This is a genomic window from Acinetobacter kookii, from assembly GCF_900096895.1.
Taxonomy (GTDB): domain Bacteria; phylum Pseudomonadota; class Gammaproteobacteria; order Pseudomonadales; family Moraxellaceae; genus Acinetobacter; species Acinetobacter kookii.
Genome location: NZ_FMYO01000002.1, coordinates 156,760 through 175,712, shown reverse-complemented (window position 1 = coordinate 175,712; position 18,953 = coordinate 156,760). Strand labels below are relative to the sequence as shown.

Here is an 18,953-nt window from a genome sequence, read left to right as displayed (position 1 = left end):
GCATATCAACAAACCCACCAAATAGTGGGTTTTGTATTTTTAATCTCTAAATTTGGTTGAAAAAGAATGTAAAACTGGCTTTTAATGTCTGGGCAATAATTTTTAGATATTCATCAAACTCAGCCAAGGAAAGCAGCATGAAAGCCGTATTTTTAGATTATGAATCGCTGGATAAAAATGATCTGGATTTCAGTCAGCTTGAAACTGTATTTGATGAGCTGACACTTTTTCCAGCGACGACTCCGGCACAGCTCCTCGAGCGAGTGCAGGAGGCAGAGGTCATTATCAGTAATAAAGTCGTGGTCGATGCAGCGACCATGCAGCAATGTCCCAATCTCAAACTGATTTTAATTTCCGCAACCGGCACCAATAATATTGATCTGGTTCAGGCACGTAAGCAGGGCATTGTGGTGTGCAACTGTCAGGGTTATGGCACTGCCGCAGTGGCTCAGCATACGTTAAGCTTGATGCTGGCTTTGGCAACCTCATTACTCAAATACGACCATGCCGTAAAGCAAGGCGAGTGGAATAAGGCTTCGCAATTCTGTCTGCTGGATTTCCCGATTATCGAACTGTCCGGCAAAACGCTGGGTATTGTCGGTTATGGTGAACTGGGACAGGCTGTGGCGAAGCTGGCGGATGCTTTTGGCATGAAGGTCTTGGTCGGGTCATTGCCGAACCGTCCAGCTGATGCCAGTCGAATTCCTTTTGCAGATTTATTGCCCCAAGTCGATTTCCTGAGCCTGCATTGTCCTTTAACTGAAGACACCCACAATTTAATTGATGCCCACGCCTTCGATGCCATGAAACCGAGCGCATTTCTAATTAACTGTGCACGTGGTGGAATCGTTGATGAAGCCGCCCTTGCCGAAGCCTTACGCCAGGGCAAAATTGCCGGTGCTGCCACCGATGTGCTTACGGTGGAACCGCCTAAAGACGGAAATGTACTTTTGGCCGATGACATTCCCAACCTGATTATTACTCCGCACAGTGCATGGGGCAGTGTGGATGCACGGCAACGGATTGTGCAGCAGATGCAGCAGAACGTGCAGGCTTTTAAAGCAGGACAGCCGATTCGACAGGTCAATTAATCTGTATTAAAAAAGCCTCTCTATGAGAGGCTGATTGCTTATAGTCAGCTTGATTTATAAATTGGGCTTGGTTTTACCTATGCCACTTGTACTTGAGCAGCCAGTCATATGCAGCTGCAAATTAATTATTGGTTGAAGATTCGCTTAGCGGGTGAGAAATAATCGGTGCGGGCTGATCATTTGGACTGCCAATAATATTATCCTTGGTTTCATTTATTTTATGATTGACCGTGGCTGCTGCGTGTTGTGACTTTTCTTTGGCAATGGCCGATTTTTCAGTGGCAAAGTCTTTGGTTTCTTCCCACGCATGTTCTACTTTCGGTTTTACCTTGGCGATCCCTTTTTGCGCAGCAGTATCCACCTTTTCCACCGTGTTCTGAACCTTCTGCTGTGCCTTATGACCGAGCACTTTAAAGATATTAGGGTTGTCTCCATAGGGTGCAGACTGATTGTGCTCTGAAGTGCTGTCAGGAGTGGCTGTGCCTGTTTGAGCCCAAAGTGGAGTAGAGAGCAAAATTGCACTGGTCACTAATACCGTTTTCATCATTTTCATTGTGGGTTTTATTCCTGTTTTGGTAATGCGTTTAATCTGTTCTATTTGATTTTATTTTAAGAATGAATTGAGGAGAAAACGTGAAATGTGGCGAAATTAATACAGATTTATTACATTTAAGATCAATCTAGGATTCATGAGGCAAGAAAAAAGCCCATTGACATGAGCTTTTTTCACGAGATCTGAGAGATGAATTTATTCTTCATACTGATTCGGCGTTTTAATCGTAAATCCTGAATATATTCTTCCTGAATAGATGCCCAGCTCTGCATGCGTTTTACCGTTAATATCCATATTGCTCGGGTGTGAACCGTTGTTATCCGTGCTCTGTTGTGAATTTTTACTGACAAAGTTTTCGTCCGCAGTTTGAGTTTGATTCATCTCTTGATTAACATTTTCCGCTTTATCAGCAGTATTTTGCTCACTGTCTTTTGCTTTTAGCTCTGAAGCTGCGTTGGGGGTTGGGTTGGCGAAAAGGGGAGTACAAGCTAAAAGTGCAGTGCTAATCAACATTGTTCTGATTGTTTTCATAGCTCGATTTATCCTTGCATGATAAAACTCGAGTGTTTACCGAGTTATAAGATCACTATCTTAATCGGTCCAATTTCTAAATTTTGAATTTAAGAATAAATTCCAACGTTTTAGCAACAACGAATTAACAATCTGGACAAATATGTGAATGTGATTTTTGGCTATTCTTTTTTAGTTTTTGAATTTAAAAAAAATTTCAAAAAAAAAATAAATTTCCCTGGATACAAAGTATTGATATGTAACACTTTAGAGTAAATACAGATGAGCGGTATTTGAATGGAAATGAAGCGAATGAAAGACTTTTTATTGAAGGGGAAGAAGAATCACCGAATCCATATAGAATCAGTGATTCTGGGTGTATGAGTCAGGCATTAGTTACATTGTGCTAAAGCATCTTTATGAAAATAATGGCGTAGCGCAAGGAAGTTTTTTTGCACTGTAGCATCATTCAGCTCAAAGTTAGTGGCTGTACTTGTACCATCTGTAGCAAACACGGTCGAGCTGCCCGTGATGAGTGTATTGCCTTTAAATGACCAGTGTTCTATGGCTTTGCCGGCTGGCAGGTTGCCGGTAAATTCGATCATGCACTTGTTGGTAAATTTGGTTAGTTTGGCTTTGTTGTCAATGGTGTTTGGATAGACTTCCAGATTCTGAACTTCTTGTAGGACACCCGTTTCAAGGGTGGGAATAGTGGGAGCAGTGGTACACGCCGTAACAGCAATACTCGCAAGACCAGTCAAAATAAGCATTTTAAGTTTCATGTGATTCTTTCTTGTTGAGTGTTGTTGGTTTGAGTATATGAAATTCAGATGAAATTGCCTATGATCTAAAAACTAATTTTTAAACAATACTATATTCCTATAGATATAAATATGGATCACCTACTAGACTCTTTAGATCAAATAGAAAATTTAGAAGATCAGCTGCGTGATCATATTAATCGTGGAGTTCTTCATTACACATTATTAAATAATAAGCACAAGTGGTGGATGCTATGTAGTGCTTTAGATGTATTAGGAGATACTTTCATAGCCTTTAAGGATTATTTGCAAACAGATTTCCCTGAAGAAACAGGGCTGAAATACATTTATTGCTATGGAATTTTGCAATGTTTTATTCTTCAACAAGATAGTTTGAAGCATCTATATGAAGTATTCGAAGTTCAGTGGGAAACAACTAGTGAGCTAAAAAAGATCCGTAAGGTTAGGAATGCTTCGATTGGTCATACAGTTCTAAATAATGAAGGAGGAAGAAGCGAGAAAGAAAAGAATGAATTTAACAATTTTATTTCTCGTATCACTATTAATAAATTAGGTTTTGACTTATTGAGATATTCAAAAAAGGCAGAACATACTGTTTATGAAGAAATTTCTATTCATAAATTACTTAAGAAGCAACTAGATGAAGTAATAGTTCTGTTGAAAAGACTAAATAAAGAAATAATTGTTATGGAAAATGAAGTTAAAAAGAAATTTGAAAATGAAAAATTAGTTGACTTGCTGCCGATTTCTTATTGGTATGAAAAAATTCATAGTATTTATGATGAGCAGAATAAGCTCTTTGCTTATACGGCTCTAAATCATATCCAAGAGCAATATGTTGACTTGAAAAAGTCTCTCGAAAATAGATTATTACAGAACGAATATTGGTTTAATGAAATTGAAGATTATCTAGTCGCAATTGAGTTAATGAGAAAATCAATGCTAGAGAATGATGATCAGGCGGCACGTATATATAATTTTTATCTTGATGAAAAAAATGACTATTTCAAAAGCCTAATGGCTGAAATTGATGAAAAATATGAAATAAAAAACCCGCTCTAAAGCGGGTTTTTTGAATTAATCAGAACTTAATGCTGCAACACTGAAATATCAGCCACTTTGGTAAACAAGCCACGTAACTGAGCAAGCATACGTAAACGGTTTGCTTTTAGGTTAGCATCATCTGCCATCACCATCACGCCATCAAAGAACGCATCTACAGGCGCACGCAGGGCAGCTAAAGCAGACAACGCAGCTGTGTAGTCTTTGGCAGCAAATAACGGCTCAACCACAGGCGTAATTTTCGCAAGTTCAGCGAATAATGCTTTTTCAGCATCTTCAACCAAGTTCGCTTCAACGACGCTTCCTTCAGGCGCAGCTTCTTTTGCAAGAATGTTTGCAACACGCTTATTCGCAGCAGCAAGCGCAGCCGATTCAGGCAATGCACGGAAGTGATTTACTGCGTTTACACGCTTGTCAAAATCAAGCGGAGATTTTGGTGATAACGCTTGAACCGCTTGAATCACGTCAACAGCAACGCCCTGGTCTTCGTATTTGGCACGGTAACGACCTTCCAGGAATGCAACAGCATCCGCTAAAGTCTTATCGTGATCTTTCAATACATCGCCATAAGCCGCTAAAGCCAACTTGATGAGTGCTTCAATTGAAACATCAAGCTCGTTTTCAGTCACTAAACGCAAAATACCAATCGCAGAACGACGCAGTGCAAACGGGTCTTTCGAACCTGTCGGTGCCTGACCAATACCGAAAATACCGGTCAAGGTATCTAAACGGTCGGCAAGGGCAATCGTAGTACCAGTTTTAGTTTTCGGTAAAACGTCACCGGCAAATTTAGGTAAGTATTGTTCGCCTAATGCTTCCGCAACTTCATTATTTTCGCCTTCAATGCGCGCGTAATACGTACCCGCGATGCCTTGAAGTTCAGGGAATTCACCAACCAGTTCAGAGGTTAAGTCGCATTTTGCAAGCAGGGCTGCTTTTTCAGCATCAGCAGGGTTTGCACCTGTAATTGGCGCAAGTGCAACAGCCAGTTTCGCAATACGTTCAGACTTGTTCCAAAGTGTGCCAAGCTCTGCCTGGAACACCATGTTGGCCAGTTTTTCTTTACGTGATGCCAGCGGTTGCTTCTGGTCTTGCAGGAAGAAGAATTCCGCATCCGACAAACGCGGACGAACTACCTTTTCGTTACCTTCAATAATTTGGGTCGGGTCTTTCGACTCAATATTTGACACGGTAATGAAGTAAGGTTGAAGTTTGTTGTCGCTATTTACCAAACAGAAATACTTCTGGTTGTCCTGCATGGTGGTGATGAGTGCTTCTTGAGGCACCGCAAGGAAACGCTCTTCGAAGCTTGCACGTAACGCAACAGGCCATTCCACCAGTGCAGTCACTTCGTCACGCAGGTCACTTGGGACAATGGCAATCGCATTGACTTCATCAGCCAAAGCTTTTACTTGCTGGTCGATGATGGCTTGACGCTCTTCAAAAGACGCTACCACGTGCGCTGCTTTTAATTTAGGCAGATATTCATCAGCATGGTTCAGCGTAATGGCTTCAGGCGCATGGAAACGGTGACCATAAGTCACTTTGCCTGCTTTATGATCTTGAATCGTTGCATCAATCACATCGTTGTCTTTAAGCAACACTACCCATTTTACCGGACGCACGAATTCGGTACGGCTGGCCGCAGAACGCATGCGTTTTGCAATTGGCAGGTTGTCCAACGCATTTTGTAAAATTTGCGGTAAAAGTACATCCAGGCTTTGACCTTTGACATCTTTTAAATAGCAAACTTTTTCAACTTTACCGGCCTGGAAAGTCGAAACTTGATCAACCGTGATGCCCTGACCACGCATAAAGCCTTCCAAAGCTTTGGTTGGTTTGCCTTCCGCATCAAAAGCGGCTTGTTTCGCAGGGCCGTCAAAACGTTTTTGTGTATCGGCTTGTGCGCCTTCAACATTGACAATTTTCAATGCGAGGCGGCGTGGTGCTGCATAGGCTTCAATTGCGTCAAATGCAAGACCAGCATCCTTTAAGCCTTTTTCGGTTTCGGCCTGAAGGGCATCACGTAATTTTTTTAAGCTTTTTGGTGGAAGTTCTTCACAGCCAAGTTCAAATAAAACAGTATGTTTAGACATTATTTGTTCTCCGCCGCTTTTTCTGCTTGAGCTGCTTCTGCTTCAACTTGTGCTTTTAACTGCGCCAATACTTCATCACGTAGATGCGGTTCCGCCATCGGGAAACCCAGTTTCGCACGTGCTGCCACATAGCTTGTTGCAATTGAACGTGCCAAAGTACGGACACGCAAAATATAACGCTGACGTTCAGTGACTGAAATCGCACCGCGGGCATCCAGCAGGTTAAAGCTATGCGATGCCTTGACCACCTGTTCATAGGCAGGCAATGGCAGTTCTGCTTCCATTAAACGCGTTGCTTCAGCTTCGTAGAAGTCGAACAGTTCAAACAGTTTGTCGACCGGGGCGTATTCAAAGTTGTAAGTGGATTGCTCTACTTCGTTTTGATGGAATACGTCGCCATAAGTGACCGTACCGAACTGACCTTTGGTCCAGACCAGATCGTACACCGAGTCTACACCTTGCAGGTACATCGCCAGACGTTCCAGACCGTAAGTGATTTCACCAGTCACCGGATAGCATTCCACACCACCGACTTGCTGGAAGTAAGTGAACTGGGTCACTTCCATACCGTTCAGCCAAACTTCCCAGCCTAAGCCCCAGGCACCCAGTGTTGGCGATTCCCAGTTGTCTTCCACGAAACGGATGTCGTGAGTCAGGGTATCAATACCAATGGCTTTTAAAGAATCGAGATAAAGCTGCTGGATATTGTCCGGGTTGGGTTTAAGCACCACCTGGAACTGGTAGTAATGTTGCAAACGGTTCGGGTTTTCACCATAACGGCCGTCTTTGGGACGACGTGAAGGTTGTACGTAAGCCGCGTTCCATGTTTCTGGCCCTAAAGCACGCAGGAAAGTGGCAGTGTGGAATGTCCCTGCCCCCATTTCCATATCGTAAGGTTGTAACACCACACAACCTTGTTCAGCCCAGTAGTTTTGTAAGGCAAGAATTAAGCCTTGAAATGTATCAATATGCGATATGGCGCGACTCATGTAGCATCCATTAAAATTAGAGAAAAATTGGCTCTAAGTATAAGGATTTTGCAAAGGTGTGGCAAAGGTTTCAGGATAAGAAATCAGTTGTTTAAAAATGCTTCACAGATTTATTGATAAATATAAGATATAAAATAAATACACCTTTAATCGTCAACCTTCTATAATTTGCAGCTTCTTCCCCAAAACAATAAAAGGCGTGCTGTGTTTCATTCCCGACTTGAATGGCTGAATACCCTAAAACCCAATTTCAAGGTTCTTCCCCTCAAAGAGCGCCTGCTGTGCGGTCTGGGTGCATTGCTTGGACTGGCACTTTCATCTTTCATAAGCTGGTGGGTGCTGGGGGATATCAATGCATGGTATATCGCGCCGATGGGGGCATCTTCGGTGTTGCTGTTTGCCGTGCCTGCCAGTCCTTTGGCACAGCCATGGAATATGGTGGTGGGAAATATCATTGCCGGGATTATTGGGGTAACCTGCGCCATGTATATTCCTAACCTGACCGAAGCTTTTAGCGTGGCGGTGGGGATGTCTATTATCTTGATGATGACTACCGATTCATTGCATCCGCCAAGTGGGGCAGTGGCCATTACTGCCGTTTTGGGGGGAGAGGCAGTCCATGAGCTGGGATATCATTTTATCTTTTATCCGGTGTTATTAAACTCCATGTTGTTGCTGGTGATTGCAATTGTGTTTAACCGCCTGCTTGGAAAACAATATCCGCAAATGGCCCAGATCAACCAGCGTTCTAAAGATCCGACACCAACGCAAAAAGTCACCATTCAACCGCAGGATATTCAGGCAACGCTGGATCAGCAGACCGAGCTGCTGGATATTAGTGAATATGACCTGCAAAAAATCATTCTGGCAGCCCAGGAGAAAGCCAATGCCCGCGGCATAAGCCAGTTTAAGTGTCAGGACATCATGACCAAAGACGTGATTAGCTTGAATGAAAATGAGGATATCCATTCTGCCCTGGATAAATTCAAGCACATGAATTTAATGAGCCTACCGGTGATTAATGCCCAGCAGCAACTGGTCGGCACGCTGGCTTTATACGAAGTGGTGGAATGGTTTAAACGTGCAACCGATTTAAGAACCACATGGCAGCGTCAGGTCAAGGACATTATGGTTCGGCAGGTCATCACCGTAAAGCCGGAGCAACCGATTCAGGATTTGGTGCCTTATTTTGTCGAGCGCTCGTTTAACTATATTCCTGTGGTGGAAAAGCAGAAAATGGTGGGCATTATTAGCCGTGCCGATATGATTGCGGCATTGAACCAGCAGCTGAATGTGGCGGCATAAAGCAAAAAACAAAGCAAAAAAAAGCTACGACTGATTGGGGTAAAAGTCGTAGCATAAAACGAACTCAACTCATGGAGTTCAACGGGTTGTTAGCGATTTTGATCCGGATTTACCGTACGGATCGGGTTGTTATACGCCGGTGTCTGACCAAACATAGTATTGGGCTGTTTGGGGATCACAAGCCATAAAATTAAATACACCAGGATTCCCGGGAATGCTGCACTCATGACAGAAACAAGAATAAAAATAATGCGCAGTAAAGTCACATTCCAACCAAAACGTTCAGCAATACCACCCATTACACCTGCAATCATGTTTTGACGCTTAGAGCGATATAAACCAACATTGGCCATCTAGGTCTCCTTAATAGAAAATAGCAAAGCAGTTAAAACAACTCGCTTATAAATAAAAAATGGAGATGAATGATTCTTTTTAAAGGGACACACCATAAAAAATAGTTAAGTTATGTAAATGTAAGTGCGTATTGCGATGTCGTGATTTAAAATGTTCTTCGGTTAAATAAGTTGATTTATATCAATAAAAATCAATAAATAAGCTTTAATGTATGAGTGTAAAATAAAGATCATTTCGTTGTAGCTTATTTTTTGTAGTGGCAAATATGGCTAGGGACAGCCAAAGAGCATTTAACGCCCAGGAGGGAAAAGGTGTTTCAAAAAACGGATTATTATGGCTGTTTCTTGGTGGTGATGTGTGCAGCTTTAATGGGTTGCAATAAACCCCTGGAAGATTCTGTCGCACAACAAATCAGAAAAGAAACGTCAGCTCAGAGTGGTGAGCAGGCTAAAAGCCTGACCGATGTTGCGGGGCGGGCGACTGTTCCGGTAGGGGAAACCGAGTCAGGGCTTAAAAATACCCTGCCGCAAAGTGCCCAGCCCTATATTGGCCGCTATCAAGCTACGATCAGCTGTGATGACCCTTTTGTCAGATGTAAAGAGGGTACAGCAGATTATGTGATTAATTTGCTGGAGGATGGAATTGCCCATCGCAACCTGATCCATTCAGGGCAAATCAGCTTCGCTTCAAATCCCTATCACCGTCAAGATCGCTGGTCTTATGATATGCAAAATCATCAGGTGATTTTGTATCGCTCAAATGGCGTAGAATTTTTTTATAATATTGATAAAGATCAAAATCTGGTCATGGATCTGGACAAGATTGCACATGCATCCGCCTTAAACGAGCAATATTTTGCCGAGGGCAATCCTTTTCCACAACAGGCTTACCGTTTGCTTAAGGAGAAAGCCAGTTAAAGCAGGGGTGCAGGTTTGAGCAAACCAGACGGATAAAAAAATGTTTTAAAAGTGCAGTATTTTTTTTATATTGACGTGTAGAAATAAGATGAATAATAAAGAAATTTGGTGGGTTGTGAGGGGCTCGAACCCTCGACCAATAGATTAAGAGTCTACTGCTCTACCAACTGAGCTAACAACCCTGAGTAAGGATTAGTGAACCTAAAGCATTACTTTAAGGGTTCACCCGAGTGCAAGAAAAAAATCGAAGATTTTTTAAAAATGCATTCAAGCATTGTGTTTTGCAGCATCGGTGTAGCAAAATTTCGAGAATGGCGAATCAACCGAAACGGTGTGGTTTGTCTTGGTCGGAATATTGCAGGTTTCGTTTCAATTGTAATACGGAAAGTGTAGTACAGAAAGAAGCCCTAAGAAAGAATGGTGGGTCGTCCGCGATTCGAACGCGGGACCAACGGATTAAAAGTCCGCTGCTCTACCAGCTGAGCTAACGACCCATTCAGAAAGAGTGCTTTAAAAGCTAAAAAAGCTTCATGTCAGAAGCCTTCAAGAAGATGGTGGGTCGTCCGCGATTCGAACGCGGGACCAACGGATTAAAAGTCCGCTGCTCTACCAGCTGAGCTAACGACCCATCTCTAGATCAATCAAAATAAGTGGTGGGTCGTCCGCGATTCGAACGCGGGACCAACGGATTAAAAGTCCGCTGCTCTACCAGCTGAGCTAACGACCCTGAACCAACATTCAGCGCTTGTCTGAATGTGCAGTGCAAGAAAATAAAAGCTTTCTAAACACCACTTTGTTTTGATGGAGCGTATTGTAGCAAGTTATCAAACGAGCGCAAGTAAAAATTAGCAAACTTGTTGATGTTTGATTATAAATACAACAAATTTGCTTAATCTCGTAAAAAAACAACGGCTCTGCAATTAAAAACGGTATTGATAGGCTTGAATATTGTTGAATATCTCCGCAGTTAAATCACAATATTCTGTTGCATTTGGCAGGAGTACCAGCAAACGCTCATCGGTCTTGTCGGGATCAAAAGCCTGCTCTTTCAGTTTGTTCTTTTGATATTTAAATGTGCCTGTGGTTTCGACTTGTGCCTGAACACGTAAAAATACCGGAACTGCATAAGCCGGCAAACATTTTTTAAACTCGCTTGCCATCTGCTTCAAGTCTTGGGCGGTTAATTCTACACCCTCATTCAAGGTAATGGCTGCCATGCCGGCACGTCCATTGGTATGGGGGATTTCCACGCCGTAAACCACGGCTTCAGCAATTTTTTCATATTCACTGACCACATTTTCAACTTCAGTGGTAGACACATTTTCGCCTTTCCAGCGGAAAGTGTCGCCCAGACGGTCTACAAACTGGGCATGACGGAAACCGATATCGCGTACCAGATCACCGGTATTAAAGAACGCATCTCCATGTTTAAAAACATCTTTCATAATCACGGATTTGTTTTTTTCCGGATCGGTATAGCCGTCAAAAGGTGAACGGCGGGTAATTTTTCCCACCAGTAAGCCGACTTCACCTTTTTTGACTTTTTTACACCAGCCTTTGGCATCTCTCACCGGCTGATTGCTTTCCTTATCAAATTCAATAATCGCATAAGGGGTTGGAGAGAAGCCGACCGTGTTGTCAAAGTTAAACACGTTACTAAAACCCACATTGCCTTCACTGGATGCATACAGCTCAAGTACCTCTTCAATCCCGAAGCGTTCCTTGAATTTGTCCCAGATATTCGGGCGCATGCCGTTGCCGATCATTTTAGTGACACGGTGACCTTTTTCCAGTTCAGACGGGGGGGCATCCATTAAATAGCGGCAGAGTTCACCGACATAACCAATGGCTGAAGCATCAAATTTTTTGACATCTTTCCAGAAAGCAGAGGTCGAGTATTTGCGGCGCAATGCAAAAGTTGCACTGCTTGCAATCACGCCACACCAGCACACCACAATGCCGGTGGCATGATACAGCGGCAGGGTGCAATACATGACATCATCAGGTTTTAAATCCAGCACGTGACCATAGGTGCCATAAGCCAAAGTCCAGCGACTATGGGTGAAAATGACCGCTTTAGGCAGGCCGGTCGTGCCTGAGGTGTAGATGTAGAATAGACCATCTTTACCTTGAATGGTGTGTGTAGTCGGGGTATTGAATTTCGGAAATTGATCCGCTTTTTCTGCAAGATTGGTCCAGCCTTGCGGTGCTGTGCCGGCATCCACCTGCGTGGCCTGATCGGCGAACCAGTGAAAACGGTCTGCTGCCAGTTCCAGATCTTGGCGAACCTCTTCTACAGCTGCACGGCATTCTTCACCGGTAATCACGGCAATTGGCTTGACCAGGTTTATGCTATGGGTCAGGGCCTTGCCGCTTTGTGAGGTATTGACCAAAGCAGAGGTAACGCCAATTTTTGCCAGGGCGATAACGGTAGCAATCAGCTCTGGACGGTTTTCTACCATCACCGCAATCACGTCGCCTTTTTGGGCACCGAGCGATAAATAAAAGTGTCCAATCTGGTTGGCCCATTCATTCAGTGCTTCGTAACTGAATTTCTGATCTTCAAATAATAAAGCCGTGCCGTGCGGATTGTGTCTTACCGCTTTTTCAAAGGCAATTCCCAAGCCTGCTGGAGTATTGGATGTACGCAAATAGGCCTGTTTGAGACCACTCAATAAATGAGGGACTTTGCTGATAAATTTAGGTATTTTGGCTGCAACATCCGCAATACCGATAAGATCGCTCGGTGTAGTGTGGTTCATATGAATCCTATTATTTTTCGTAATCCAATACAGTCTATTTGTTCGCAATATGCTTGCTATGATTTGTACACTTGTCTTTTAATCGTTTCAGTCTAGTGCAATCAACCTAATCTGACAAAAGTATCAAAAAAAACCCAGTCACCGGAATGACTAGGTTTTTTTATTTCACTGCATCAGAGCTAATTTTAGAACAAATTATGACTCATTTGCAGAGGTTGCTTTCTTTGGTGGACGGCCGCGAGGACGACGAGGACGGACAGGTTTATCCGTTTCTTCACCTTCGGTTTTTTCAGCTTCTGCTGTAGCTTCGGCCTGAGTTTGTACATCCTGCTGAGCAGCTTCTACCGCCAATTCAGCTTGTACCGGTTCTGCAGCCTGTTCAGTTTCCACTGGTGCTGCTACCGTTTCTGCAGCCTGTTCAGTTTCCACTGGTGCTGCTACCGTTTCTGCAGCAGGTTCAGCCACTGCTTCAGTTGCTACCTCAGTTACTACAGGTTCAACGACTGCTTGAGTTACTTCAGGTTCAGCCACTTCGGCGGTCGGCGTTTCTGCTTCTGTTACAGCAACAGTTTCGGCTGGAGCAGTTTCAGGTTGGTTATGCGCCTGCTTTGCTTGCTCTAAAGCCTGTTCTGCAGCCTGTTTTGCCAAACGGCGACGTTCACGTGGATCATTTGCCACGCGTTTGTCCGACACCGGTTTTGGCGGCGTCAAGTCAAGCACGGGTGCAGGTTCTGCTTCAGGGGCGGCTTTGGTGACTGCTACATCACGTGTTACCGGTTGTGCTGGTATTTCAGCTTCGGTTGCCTGAACAGAAAGCGTTGCAGCATACTGCTCGGTAAATTTAACCAAGGCACGGTTGAATGTTGGAATTAAACCGAACTGTTCAATCAGCACGGAACAATCTTCACCATAAACATGGCGAATGAGACTGATCACGGTGTATTGACCCAAAGTTGGAACCTGAGAAGGGCTTAGCTTCGGTGCCTGAGCCTGTTTTGCCTGAGCTTCACGTTTTTGGCGACGACGCATACGCGGGTCGTTGCTGGCACGTTTGTCTGCAGGACGTGGTTTGTGTGGCTCATGAGTTTCAGTTGCAGCAGGTTTTTCTTCCTTCGCGACGACTGGTTTCTCGATGATTGGTGCTTGCGCTTCAGCTGCTACCGGAGCTGCTGGAGGAATAGATGCTTCAATCACAGCAGGTGCTGAATCTAACGCAACAATTTCACTTTTCGCCTGATCGACATTAACTACCAATGCGGTTGCAAGAACTTCCTGACGAGGTGTATCAATCACTTCGACTTTAGGTTGCTGTTCATTCACAATTGCAGTAGGTGCAGCTGATTGTGCTGCCTGTTCGTTCAATACGCTTTGATCGCGGTGGCGATTTGGGCGTTCCGGACGTTGCTGGTTGCGACGGTCACGGCGTGGCACAGCATTTTGCTCGGTTTGCTGATCAGCCTGTTGGCGACGAGAAGGGCGCTTGTTTTCACGTGAATCCTGGCGCTGTTCTTGGCGTTGCTCATGACGGGGAACCTGAACAATTTCTTCATGCACCTGATTTTGCTGATTGTCATGCTGAACTTGTTCGCGTTGCTCTTTAGGCTTGTTACGCTTTTTATTGTGACGCTGCGATTTTTCTTCTTTGTCAGAATATTTATCTGCAACTTCACGAGGTTCCTGCTTGTTGCTTGCAGGAGCATTTGGCGTTAAGTAAGCATTACTGCTTGTTGTCGCAGCAGGTGCAGGTGCAGCAGCTGTTACCACCTGACCGAATTGACCACGGCTTACGGCGCCAGCATTGACCATTTGTTCAATAGCCGCAGCAGCGTTGTTTGCAGTACGCGCCTGATCTACAGTTGCGGCCTGTTTTTGTACAAACAGGTTTTCTAACCAGGCACATGGACTGGTCGACGGTGCAGCAGGGGCAGCGGCTTGAGTTTGTGGTTGAACAGCATGTTGCTGCTGTTTTTTCTTGTTGTTGCGCTCTGGCTGGCTTGAAGCTTGTGGAGCAGCTTGCTGGGCTGGTTGCTCTTCACCTAAATGCCATTCAGACGCTTCATAACCTAACTCTTTTTCACTTGAACGGGTGGCTTCGGTACGTTCATAGCTGGTTGGGGCAAAACCTTCAGGGTTATACGAAATTTCGTAATGTGGTGTTTCCAGGTGCGGGTGAGGCAATACGGTTACACGGACATTTGACGTTTGTTCTAAGTAAACCAGGCTGTGACGCTTTTCATTCAATAAGAATGCTGCAATTTCAACCGGAACTTCAACCTGAACTTCACCGTGACGTTCACGCAGTGCAATTTCTTCCACTTTACGCATGATTGAAAGTGATAAAGAGCGCAAGTCACGTACCATACCGGTACCATGACAGCGTGGGCAAACGTAACCTGTTGCTTCTTCCAGCGATGGACGCAAGCGTTGACGGCTCATTTCCATCAAGCCAAAACGGGACAATTGACCAAACTGGATGCGGGCACGGTCGCTTTGGGTGGCTTCACGCAGTTTGGCTTCCACCATGCGCTGGTTGCGGTCTTTGGTCATGTCGATAAAATCGATCACCACCAGGCCACCGATATCGCGTAAACGCAGTTGACGTGCGATTTCTTCTGCTGCTTCCAGGTTGGTGTTTAAAGCAGTGTCTTCAACGTCATGACCACGGGTCGATTTAGCCGAGTTAATGTCGATTGAAACCAAAGCTTCAGTCTGGTCAATCACGATTGAACCGCCAGAAGGAAGTTTTACTTCACGTTCATAAGCCGTTTGAATCTGGCTTTCAATACCGAAGTGAGCAAATAAAGGCTCATTTAAAGTATAGGTTTTTAACTTGTCGATTTGACGTGGCATGACTGCTTTCACGAAGTTATAGGCTTCGTTATAGGCTTGTTCCGAGTCAATCAGGATTTCTGCAACATCATCACGTAAATAGTCACGAATTGCGCGAGTCACTACACCGGCTTCTTGATGGACCAGCATTGGGGACGGACCTGAACTTGCCGTATTCTGGATTTGCGCCCAAAGATCCATCAAGTGCTGTAAATCAAGTTGCAGTTCTTCTTGCGAGCGGCCAATACCTGCGGTACGCACAATCACGCTCATGCCACGCGGAATATTCAGTGAAGCCAACATTTCTTTCAGTTCTTCACGCACTGAACCGGAAATCTGACGGCTGATACCGCCACCTTTCGGGTTGTTTGGCATAAGCACCAAATAACGGCCGGCAAGCGAAATGAAGGTAGAAAGGGCAGCACCTTTATTGCCACGCTCTTCTTTTTCCACCTGTACTAAAAGTTCGGTACCTTCAGTGATCAATTCACGGATATTTGAAGTTTGGCGAGGATCTGCCTTGTAATACGAGTTTGCGATTTCACGCATGGACAGGAAGCCTTGACGGCCTGCACCATACTCTACAAAAACAGCTTCTAAAGAAGGTTCAACGCGAGTCACGTGACCTTTATAGATATTGGATTTTTTTTGTTCACGGGTACGATTTTCTAGATCGAAATCGTAAAGACGCTGACCAGTGACAAGTGCAACGCGAATCTCTTCGGCATGTGTTGCATTAATCAACATACGTTTCATGGGTGTAACACCTAATAGTGATACACAGCAGGACATCGCTATACACGTAGCGAACATCATACATTACGGATCAACACCCAGATCTCAAAATGACGCAATTGTGGTCTGAGCTTTTTTACCGGCCTTTTTTTGGGCTTCGGTTTTTGATTCACGTATTGAAGATGGCAATACGGCTTCAATCTTATAAACGATTAAAGTCACCTGGACGATTCACTGGCGGACAAACGGTGCATTGGATGTGAGTAACTTTCACTGTCACGTAGCTTGAAGATCGTCCCTTCATTAATTCATGATCGGGCGTCTTGATACGGAATTATCATCGTATCTTTGCTTTATGTGCAGATCCAATGCATCAACGTTGTAGCCTGAATGCGACTTCAGGGTGCGACTAATCTGATGTGTATCAGTTTACGTTTAAAAACCAACTAGGTTGGCGACATATTTTTTAGGGCAAACTGATTTATGTACGAAGTACAATTAAACGCAACAGTTTGCTTTTTTGCCGATATAATAAGCCTTCGGCGTCGGCATATTCTTTAGGGACCTTTCCGTATTTAATGTGAATGGTGAAATTTAATATTGAGCTTCAAAAAAGATTGAAGTAATTAAATTTTTTCACACTAACGGCGGTATCCGTGCGCTGACTATATCAAACCTTGCATCATCTGCCTATGGGCTAAGCTTATCTTTCTTGTGTAAAGCATAGCCTAAGTGATCAGTTTTTAATCAATTTTAGTATTTTTTGGGTCATCGTAACTGTATGAATTCTACGCAAGAATGGCAAAGTGTCACCTGGTTTGAAGTGGACGAACATCAATTGGGTCAACGCATCGACAATTTTTTATTTTCCAGACTGAAAGGTGTGCCTAAAAGTCGGATTTATCGTTTAATCCGTGAAGGACAGGTGCGGGTCAATAAAAAGCGCATCAAGGCAGAAACCAAACTGAATATTGGCGACCAGATTCGCGTTGCACCGATTCGTTTTGAAGCGAAAGATGAAACGGCGGCACCGGTCTCGGACAAGGTGGCACAAAGCCTGCTCAGCCGTGTGGTGTATGAAGATGAAGGGCTGATGGTGGTGAACAAGCCTTCAGGAATTGCGGTGCATGGCGGTAGCGGTGTGGCTTATGGGCTGATTGAAGGCTTGCGTGCGGCTACCGGCAAAAAATATCTGGAGCTAATTCACCGTATTGACCGCGACACCTCTGGTCTGGTGATGATCAGTAAAAAGCGCAGCACTTTAAAAACGCTGCAGGATATGCTGCGTGAACATAAAATCAAAAAAACCTATGCTGCCATTGTTAAAGGGCAGGTGAGCCTGGATCAACAGCTGATTGATGCACCTTTGCACCGTTATGAACTGGCCAATGGCGAACGCCGGGTTCGTGTGTCTAAAGAAGGCAAGGACAGTAAAACCCAGTGGAATGTGGCTGAGCGTTTCATGCATGGCACATTGGTCTATGCTTCACCGCTGTCTGGCCGTACCCATCAGATTCGTGTGCATGGCTTAAGTATTGGTCATCCTTTAATTGGAGATGATAAATACGGTCATGAGACTGAATATAAGGGGCCAAAGCCGCGTCGTTTATGTTTACATGCCATGCGTCTGGAAATTCCGGGCTACCCGGTGATTGAAGCGCCATTGCCGGAAGATATGCAGAGTCTGGTGGCGCAGCTTAGAGCACAGAAGAAGGATAAGCCAGTCGTTACTTTTGACGACTAGTAATTTTAATCCTCTCCCTGAGCAGCATTGCTGCGCAAGTCTCCTTTCTTGCACGTCGTTTAAAGCAGTGCTTTAAACTCGTTCTGGAGAGGGAATGTTGTGATAATAAATGATGTCTAGCTTCTCAATGGTGAATTCATCTTCTTTCTTAGAAGAGGAGCTAGGGGATATTTAAATTTAATATCTATAAGGTTACGCGAAAGGCGACATGGATGTCGCCGTTACTCTGTCTTGTACTTCGCTTTAAAGCAGTGCTTAAAGCTTGTTCAGGACGTATCATCAGAGTAACAAAAGATTTTTGCTACTTTTCATCCTTGAAAAGTAGGTATTACCTACGCAAAAACAGTTGGTTATTGAAGCTAATTGTGGTTATGAATTAATTTAACCTCTCCCTTGCACAGCAGCGCTGTTCATTTCATGAAAGGAGAGGGCTTTAATGCACTGAATCAAATACTAGGAAAGCATTTATGAACACACCTGTAAAACTGGTCATTTTCGATTGGGATGGCACTTTATTTGATTCGGTCGGTCAAATCGTGGCGAGTTTGCAGTTCGCAGCACAACAATTCCAGCAACCCTTAACCGATGAAGATGCCAAAAGTATTATCGGGCTAGGTTTACCGGAAGTCGCACAGCGTTTATTTCCGGCAGTGCCTGAATTGCATGCCGATATTTTACAGTCTTATTCAGAGCACTATGTTGCCAACTCAACGGGTGATCAATGGTTCGCTGGTGTTGCCAACATGCTGGAAGCATTGGCTCAAGCGGATGTAAAACTGGCAGTCGCCACAGGCAAAAGCCGTAAAGGCCTGGATCGTGTCTTGAAGCAGACACAAAGCATGGAGCTGTTTGCGGCGACACGTGCGGCCAGTGAAACCCGATCTAAACCCCATCCTTTAATGCTGGAAGAAATTTTGACCCAAACGGGTGTCCAGGCTGAACATGCGATTATGGTTGGTGATACTTCCTATGATCTGGAAATGGCACAAAATATTGCCATGCCGCGTATAGGAGTAAGTTATGGCGTGCATACGCCTGAAGTCCTTGCCCGCTATCATCCGCTGGCCATTGCAGAGGATGTCGCAGATTTGCATCAGCTTTTATTAAACCAGGTGAATTTAAAACAGGCGGTTTGAGCTCAGTGTAATCGGTTAAAAGGAGGATTTAGATTCTCCTTTTTATTCTTATTTCATTTCATCTAATGCGAATAGTCCCTTAAAAAAT

Annotated in this window: 14 protein-coding genes and 4 tRNA genes; 6 read left to right on the top strand and 12 right to left on the bottom strand. The window is 44.2% G+C overall.

The window, feature by feature from the left end:
• Positions 1-137: 137 nt before the first annotated feature.
• Positions 138-1,091, top strand: coding sequence for a 2-hydroxyacid dehydrogenase (locus tag BLP85_RS05455; RefSeq protein ID WP_092819118.1), 954 nt, complete (start codon positions 138-140; stop codon positions 1,089-1,091).
• A 121-nt stretch (positions 1,092-1,212) separates the two neighbouring features.
• Here BLP85_RS05455 and BLP85_RS05450 read toward each other — a convergent pair whose 3' ends face one another.
• The 3 genes from BLP85_RS05450 to BLP85_RS05440 form a co-directional block, all read right to left on the bottom strand.
• On the bottom strand, positions 1,213-1,644 hold the full coding sequence (locus BLP85_RS05450; protein WP_092819117.1) for a hypothetical protein: 432 nt from the start codon (positions 1,642-1,644) through the stop codon (positions 1,213-1,215).
• A gap of 195 nt (positions 1,645-1,839) precedes the next feature.
• Entirely contained in the window at positions 1,840-2,175 is a 336-nt protein-coding gene (locus tag BLP85_RS05445) for a hypothetical protein (protein ID WP_092819116.1), read from the bottom strand.
• 371 nt (positions 2,176-2,546) lie between these two features.
• A complete protein-coding gene (locus BLP85_RS05440) occupies positions 2,547-2,936 on the bottom strand; it encodes a hypothetical protein (RefSeq protein ID WP_092819115.1) in 390 nt (129 codons plus the stop codon).
• Positions 2,937-3,047: 111 nt separating this feature from the next.
• Here BLP85_RS05440 and BLP85_RS05435 point away from each other — a divergent pair, with 111 nt between their 5' ends.
• On the top strand, positions 3,048-3,998 hold the full coding sequence (locus BLP85_RS05435) for a hypothetical protein (RefSeq protein WP_092819114.1): 951 nt from the start codon (positions 3,048-3,050) through the stop codon (positions 3,996-3,998).
• Between the two features lie 26 nt (positions 3,999-4,024).
• Here the strand turns inward: BLP85_RS05435 and glyS are convergent, their stop codons facing one another.
• Positions 4,025-6,094 (bottom strand): glycine--tRNA ligase subunit beta, encoded by a 2,070-nt coding sequence (glyS, locus tag BLP85_RS05430; protein ID WP_092819113.1) that lies wholly within the window; start codon positions 6,092-6,094, stop codon positions 4,025-4,027.
• Positions 6,094-7,083, bottom strand: coding sequence for a glycine--tRNA ligase subunit alpha (gene glyQ, locus BLP85_RS05425; RefSeq protein ID WP_092819112.1), 990 nt, complete (start codon positions 7,081-7,083; stop codon positions 6,094-6,096). The genes glyS and glyQ overlap by 1 nt, the downstream gene beginning before the upstream one ends.
• Before the next feature lie 204 nt (positions 7,084-7,287).
• Here glyQ and BLP85_RS05420 point away from each other — a divergent pair, with 204 nt between their 5' ends.
• The gene (locus BLP85_RS05420) at positions 7,288-8,388 is read left to right on the top strand and encodes an HPP family protein (protein ID WP_092819111.1); all 1,101 of its coding nucleotides are present in this window, start codon (positions 7,288-7,290) and stop codon (positions 8,386-8,388) included.
• Between the two features lie 89 nt (positions 8,389-8,477).
• On the opposite strand, the gene BLP85_RS05415 is transcribed toward BLP85_RS05420, so the two are convergent.
• Positions 8,478-8,741: a PspC domain-containing protein gene (locus BLP85_RS05415; protein ID WP_092819110.1), complete on the bottom strand. Its 264-nt coding sequence runs from the start codon at positions 8,739-8,741 to the stop codon at positions 8,478-8,480.
• Positions 8,742-9,053: 312 nt separating this feature from the next.
• On the opposite strand from BLP85_RS05415, the gene BLP85_RS05410 reads away from it, so the two are divergent.
• The gene (locus BLP85_RS05410) at positions 9,054-9,659 is read left to right on the top strand and encodes a hypothetical protein (RefSeq protein WP_092819109.1); all 606 of its coding nucleotides are present in this window, start codon (positions 9,054-9,056) and stop codon (positions 9,657-9,659) included.
• A gap of 106 nt (positions 9,660-9,765) precedes the next feature.
• On the opposite strand, the gene BLP85_RS05405 is transcribed toward BLP85_RS05410, so the two are convergent.
• From BLP85_RS05405 to BLP85_RS05380, 6 genes are all read right to left on the bottom strand, one after another.
• A tRNA-Lys gene (locus tag BLP85_RS05405) sits at positions 9,766-9,841 on the bottom strand.
• A gap of 236 nt (positions 9,842-10,077) precedes the next feature.
• Positions 10,078-10,153: transfer RNA gene (locus tag BLP85_RS05400), tRNA-Lys, on the bottom strand.
• 58 nt (positions 10,154-10,211) lie between these two features.
• Positions 10,212-10,287: transfer RNA gene (locus BLP85_RS05395), tRNA-Lys, on the bottom strand.
• A 23-nt stretch (positions 10,288-10,310) separates the two neighbouring features.
• A tRNA-Lys gene (locus tag BLP85_RS05390) sits at positions 10,311-10,386 on the bottom strand.
• Positions 10,387-10,579: 193 nt separating this feature from the next.
• Positions 10,580-12,421, bottom strand: a complete 1,842-nt coding sequence (locus BLP85_RS05385) for a long-chain-acyl-CoA synthetase (protein ID WP_092819108.1) — start codon at positions 12,419-12,421, stop codon at positions 10,580-10,582.
• A 195-nt stretch (positions 12,422-12,616) separates the two neighbouring features.
• On the bottom strand, positions 12,617-16,006 hold the full coding sequence (locus BLP85_RS05380; RefSeq protein WP_092819107.1) for an Rne/Rng family ribonuclease: 3,390 nt from the start codon (positions 16,004-16,006) through the stop codon (positions 12,617-12,619).
• Between the two features lie 760 nt (positions 16,007-16,766).
• On the opposite strand from BLP85_RS05380, the gene BLP85_RS05375 reads away from it, so the two are divergent.
• Together BLP85_RS05375 and BLP85_RS05370 are read left to right on the top strand one after the other, a co-directional pair.
• The gene (locus BLP85_RS05375) at positions 16,767-17,729 is read left to right on the top strand and encodes an RluA family pseudouridine synthase (protein WP_092819106.1); all 963 of its coding nucleotides are present in this window, start codon (positions 16,767-16,769) and stop codon (positions 17,727-17,729) included.
• Positions 17,730-18,196: 467 nt separating this feature from the next.
• Positions 18,197-18,865: an HAD-IA family hydrolase gene (locus BLP85_RS05370; protein ID WP_092819105.1), complete on the top strand. Its 669-nt coding sequence runs from the start codon at positions 18,197-18,199 to the stop codon at positions 18,863-18,865.
• Positions 18,866-18,953 lie beyond the last annotated feature (88 nt).

Excerpts from the sequence above, each read along its gene's own strand:
- BLP85_RS05370 (WP_092819105.1), top strand. The coding sequence starts at position 18,197 with ATGAACACACCTGTAAAACTGGTCATTTTCGATTGGGATGGCACTTTA.
- BLP85_RS05375 (WP_092819106.1), top strand. The coding sequence starts at position 16,767 with ATGAATTCTACGCAAGAATGGCAAAGTGTCACCTGGTTTGAAGTGGAC.
- BLP85_RS05455 (WP_092819118.1), top strand. The coding sequence starts at position 138 with ATGAAAGCCGTATTTTTAGATTATGAATCGCTGGATAAAAATGATCTG.
- BLP85_RS05385 (WP_092819108.1), bottom strand. The coding sequence starts at position 12,421 with ATGAACCACACTACACCGAGCGATCTTATCGGTATTGCGGATGTTGCA.
- BLP85_RS05380 (WP_092819107.1), bottom strand. The coding sequence starts at position 16,006 with ATGAAACGTATGTTGATTAATGCAACACATGCCGAAGAGATTCGCGTT.
- glyQ (WP_092819112.1), bottom strand. The coding sequence starts at position 7,083 with ATGAGTCGCGCCATATCGCATATTGATACATTTCAAGGCTTAATTCTT.
- BLP85_RS05440 (WP_092819115.1), bottom strand. The coding sequence starts at position 2,936 with ATGAAACTTAAAATGCTTATTTTGACTGGTCTTGCGAGTATTGCTGTT.
- BLP85_RS05435 (WP_092819114.1), top strand. The coding sequence starts at position 3,048 with ATGGATCACCTACTAGACTCTTTAGATCAAATAGAAAATTTAGAAGAT.
- BLP85_RS05445 (WP_092819116.1), bottom strand. The coding sequence starts at position 2,175 with ATGAAAACAATCAGAACAATGTTGATTAGCACTGCACTTTTAGCTTGT.
- BLP85_RS05415 (WP_092819110.1), bottom strand. The coding sequence starts at position 8,741 with ATGGCCAATGTTGGTTTATATCGCTCTAAGCGTCAAAACATGATTGCA.
- BLP85_RS05450 (WP_092819117.1), bottom strand. The coding sequence starts at position 1,644 with ATGAAAATGATGAAAACGGTATTAGTGACCAGTGCAATTTTGCTCTCT.
- glyS (WP_092819113.1), bottom strand. The coding sequence starts at position 6,094 with ATGTCTAAACATACTGTTTTATTTGAACTTGGCTGTGAAGAACTTCCA.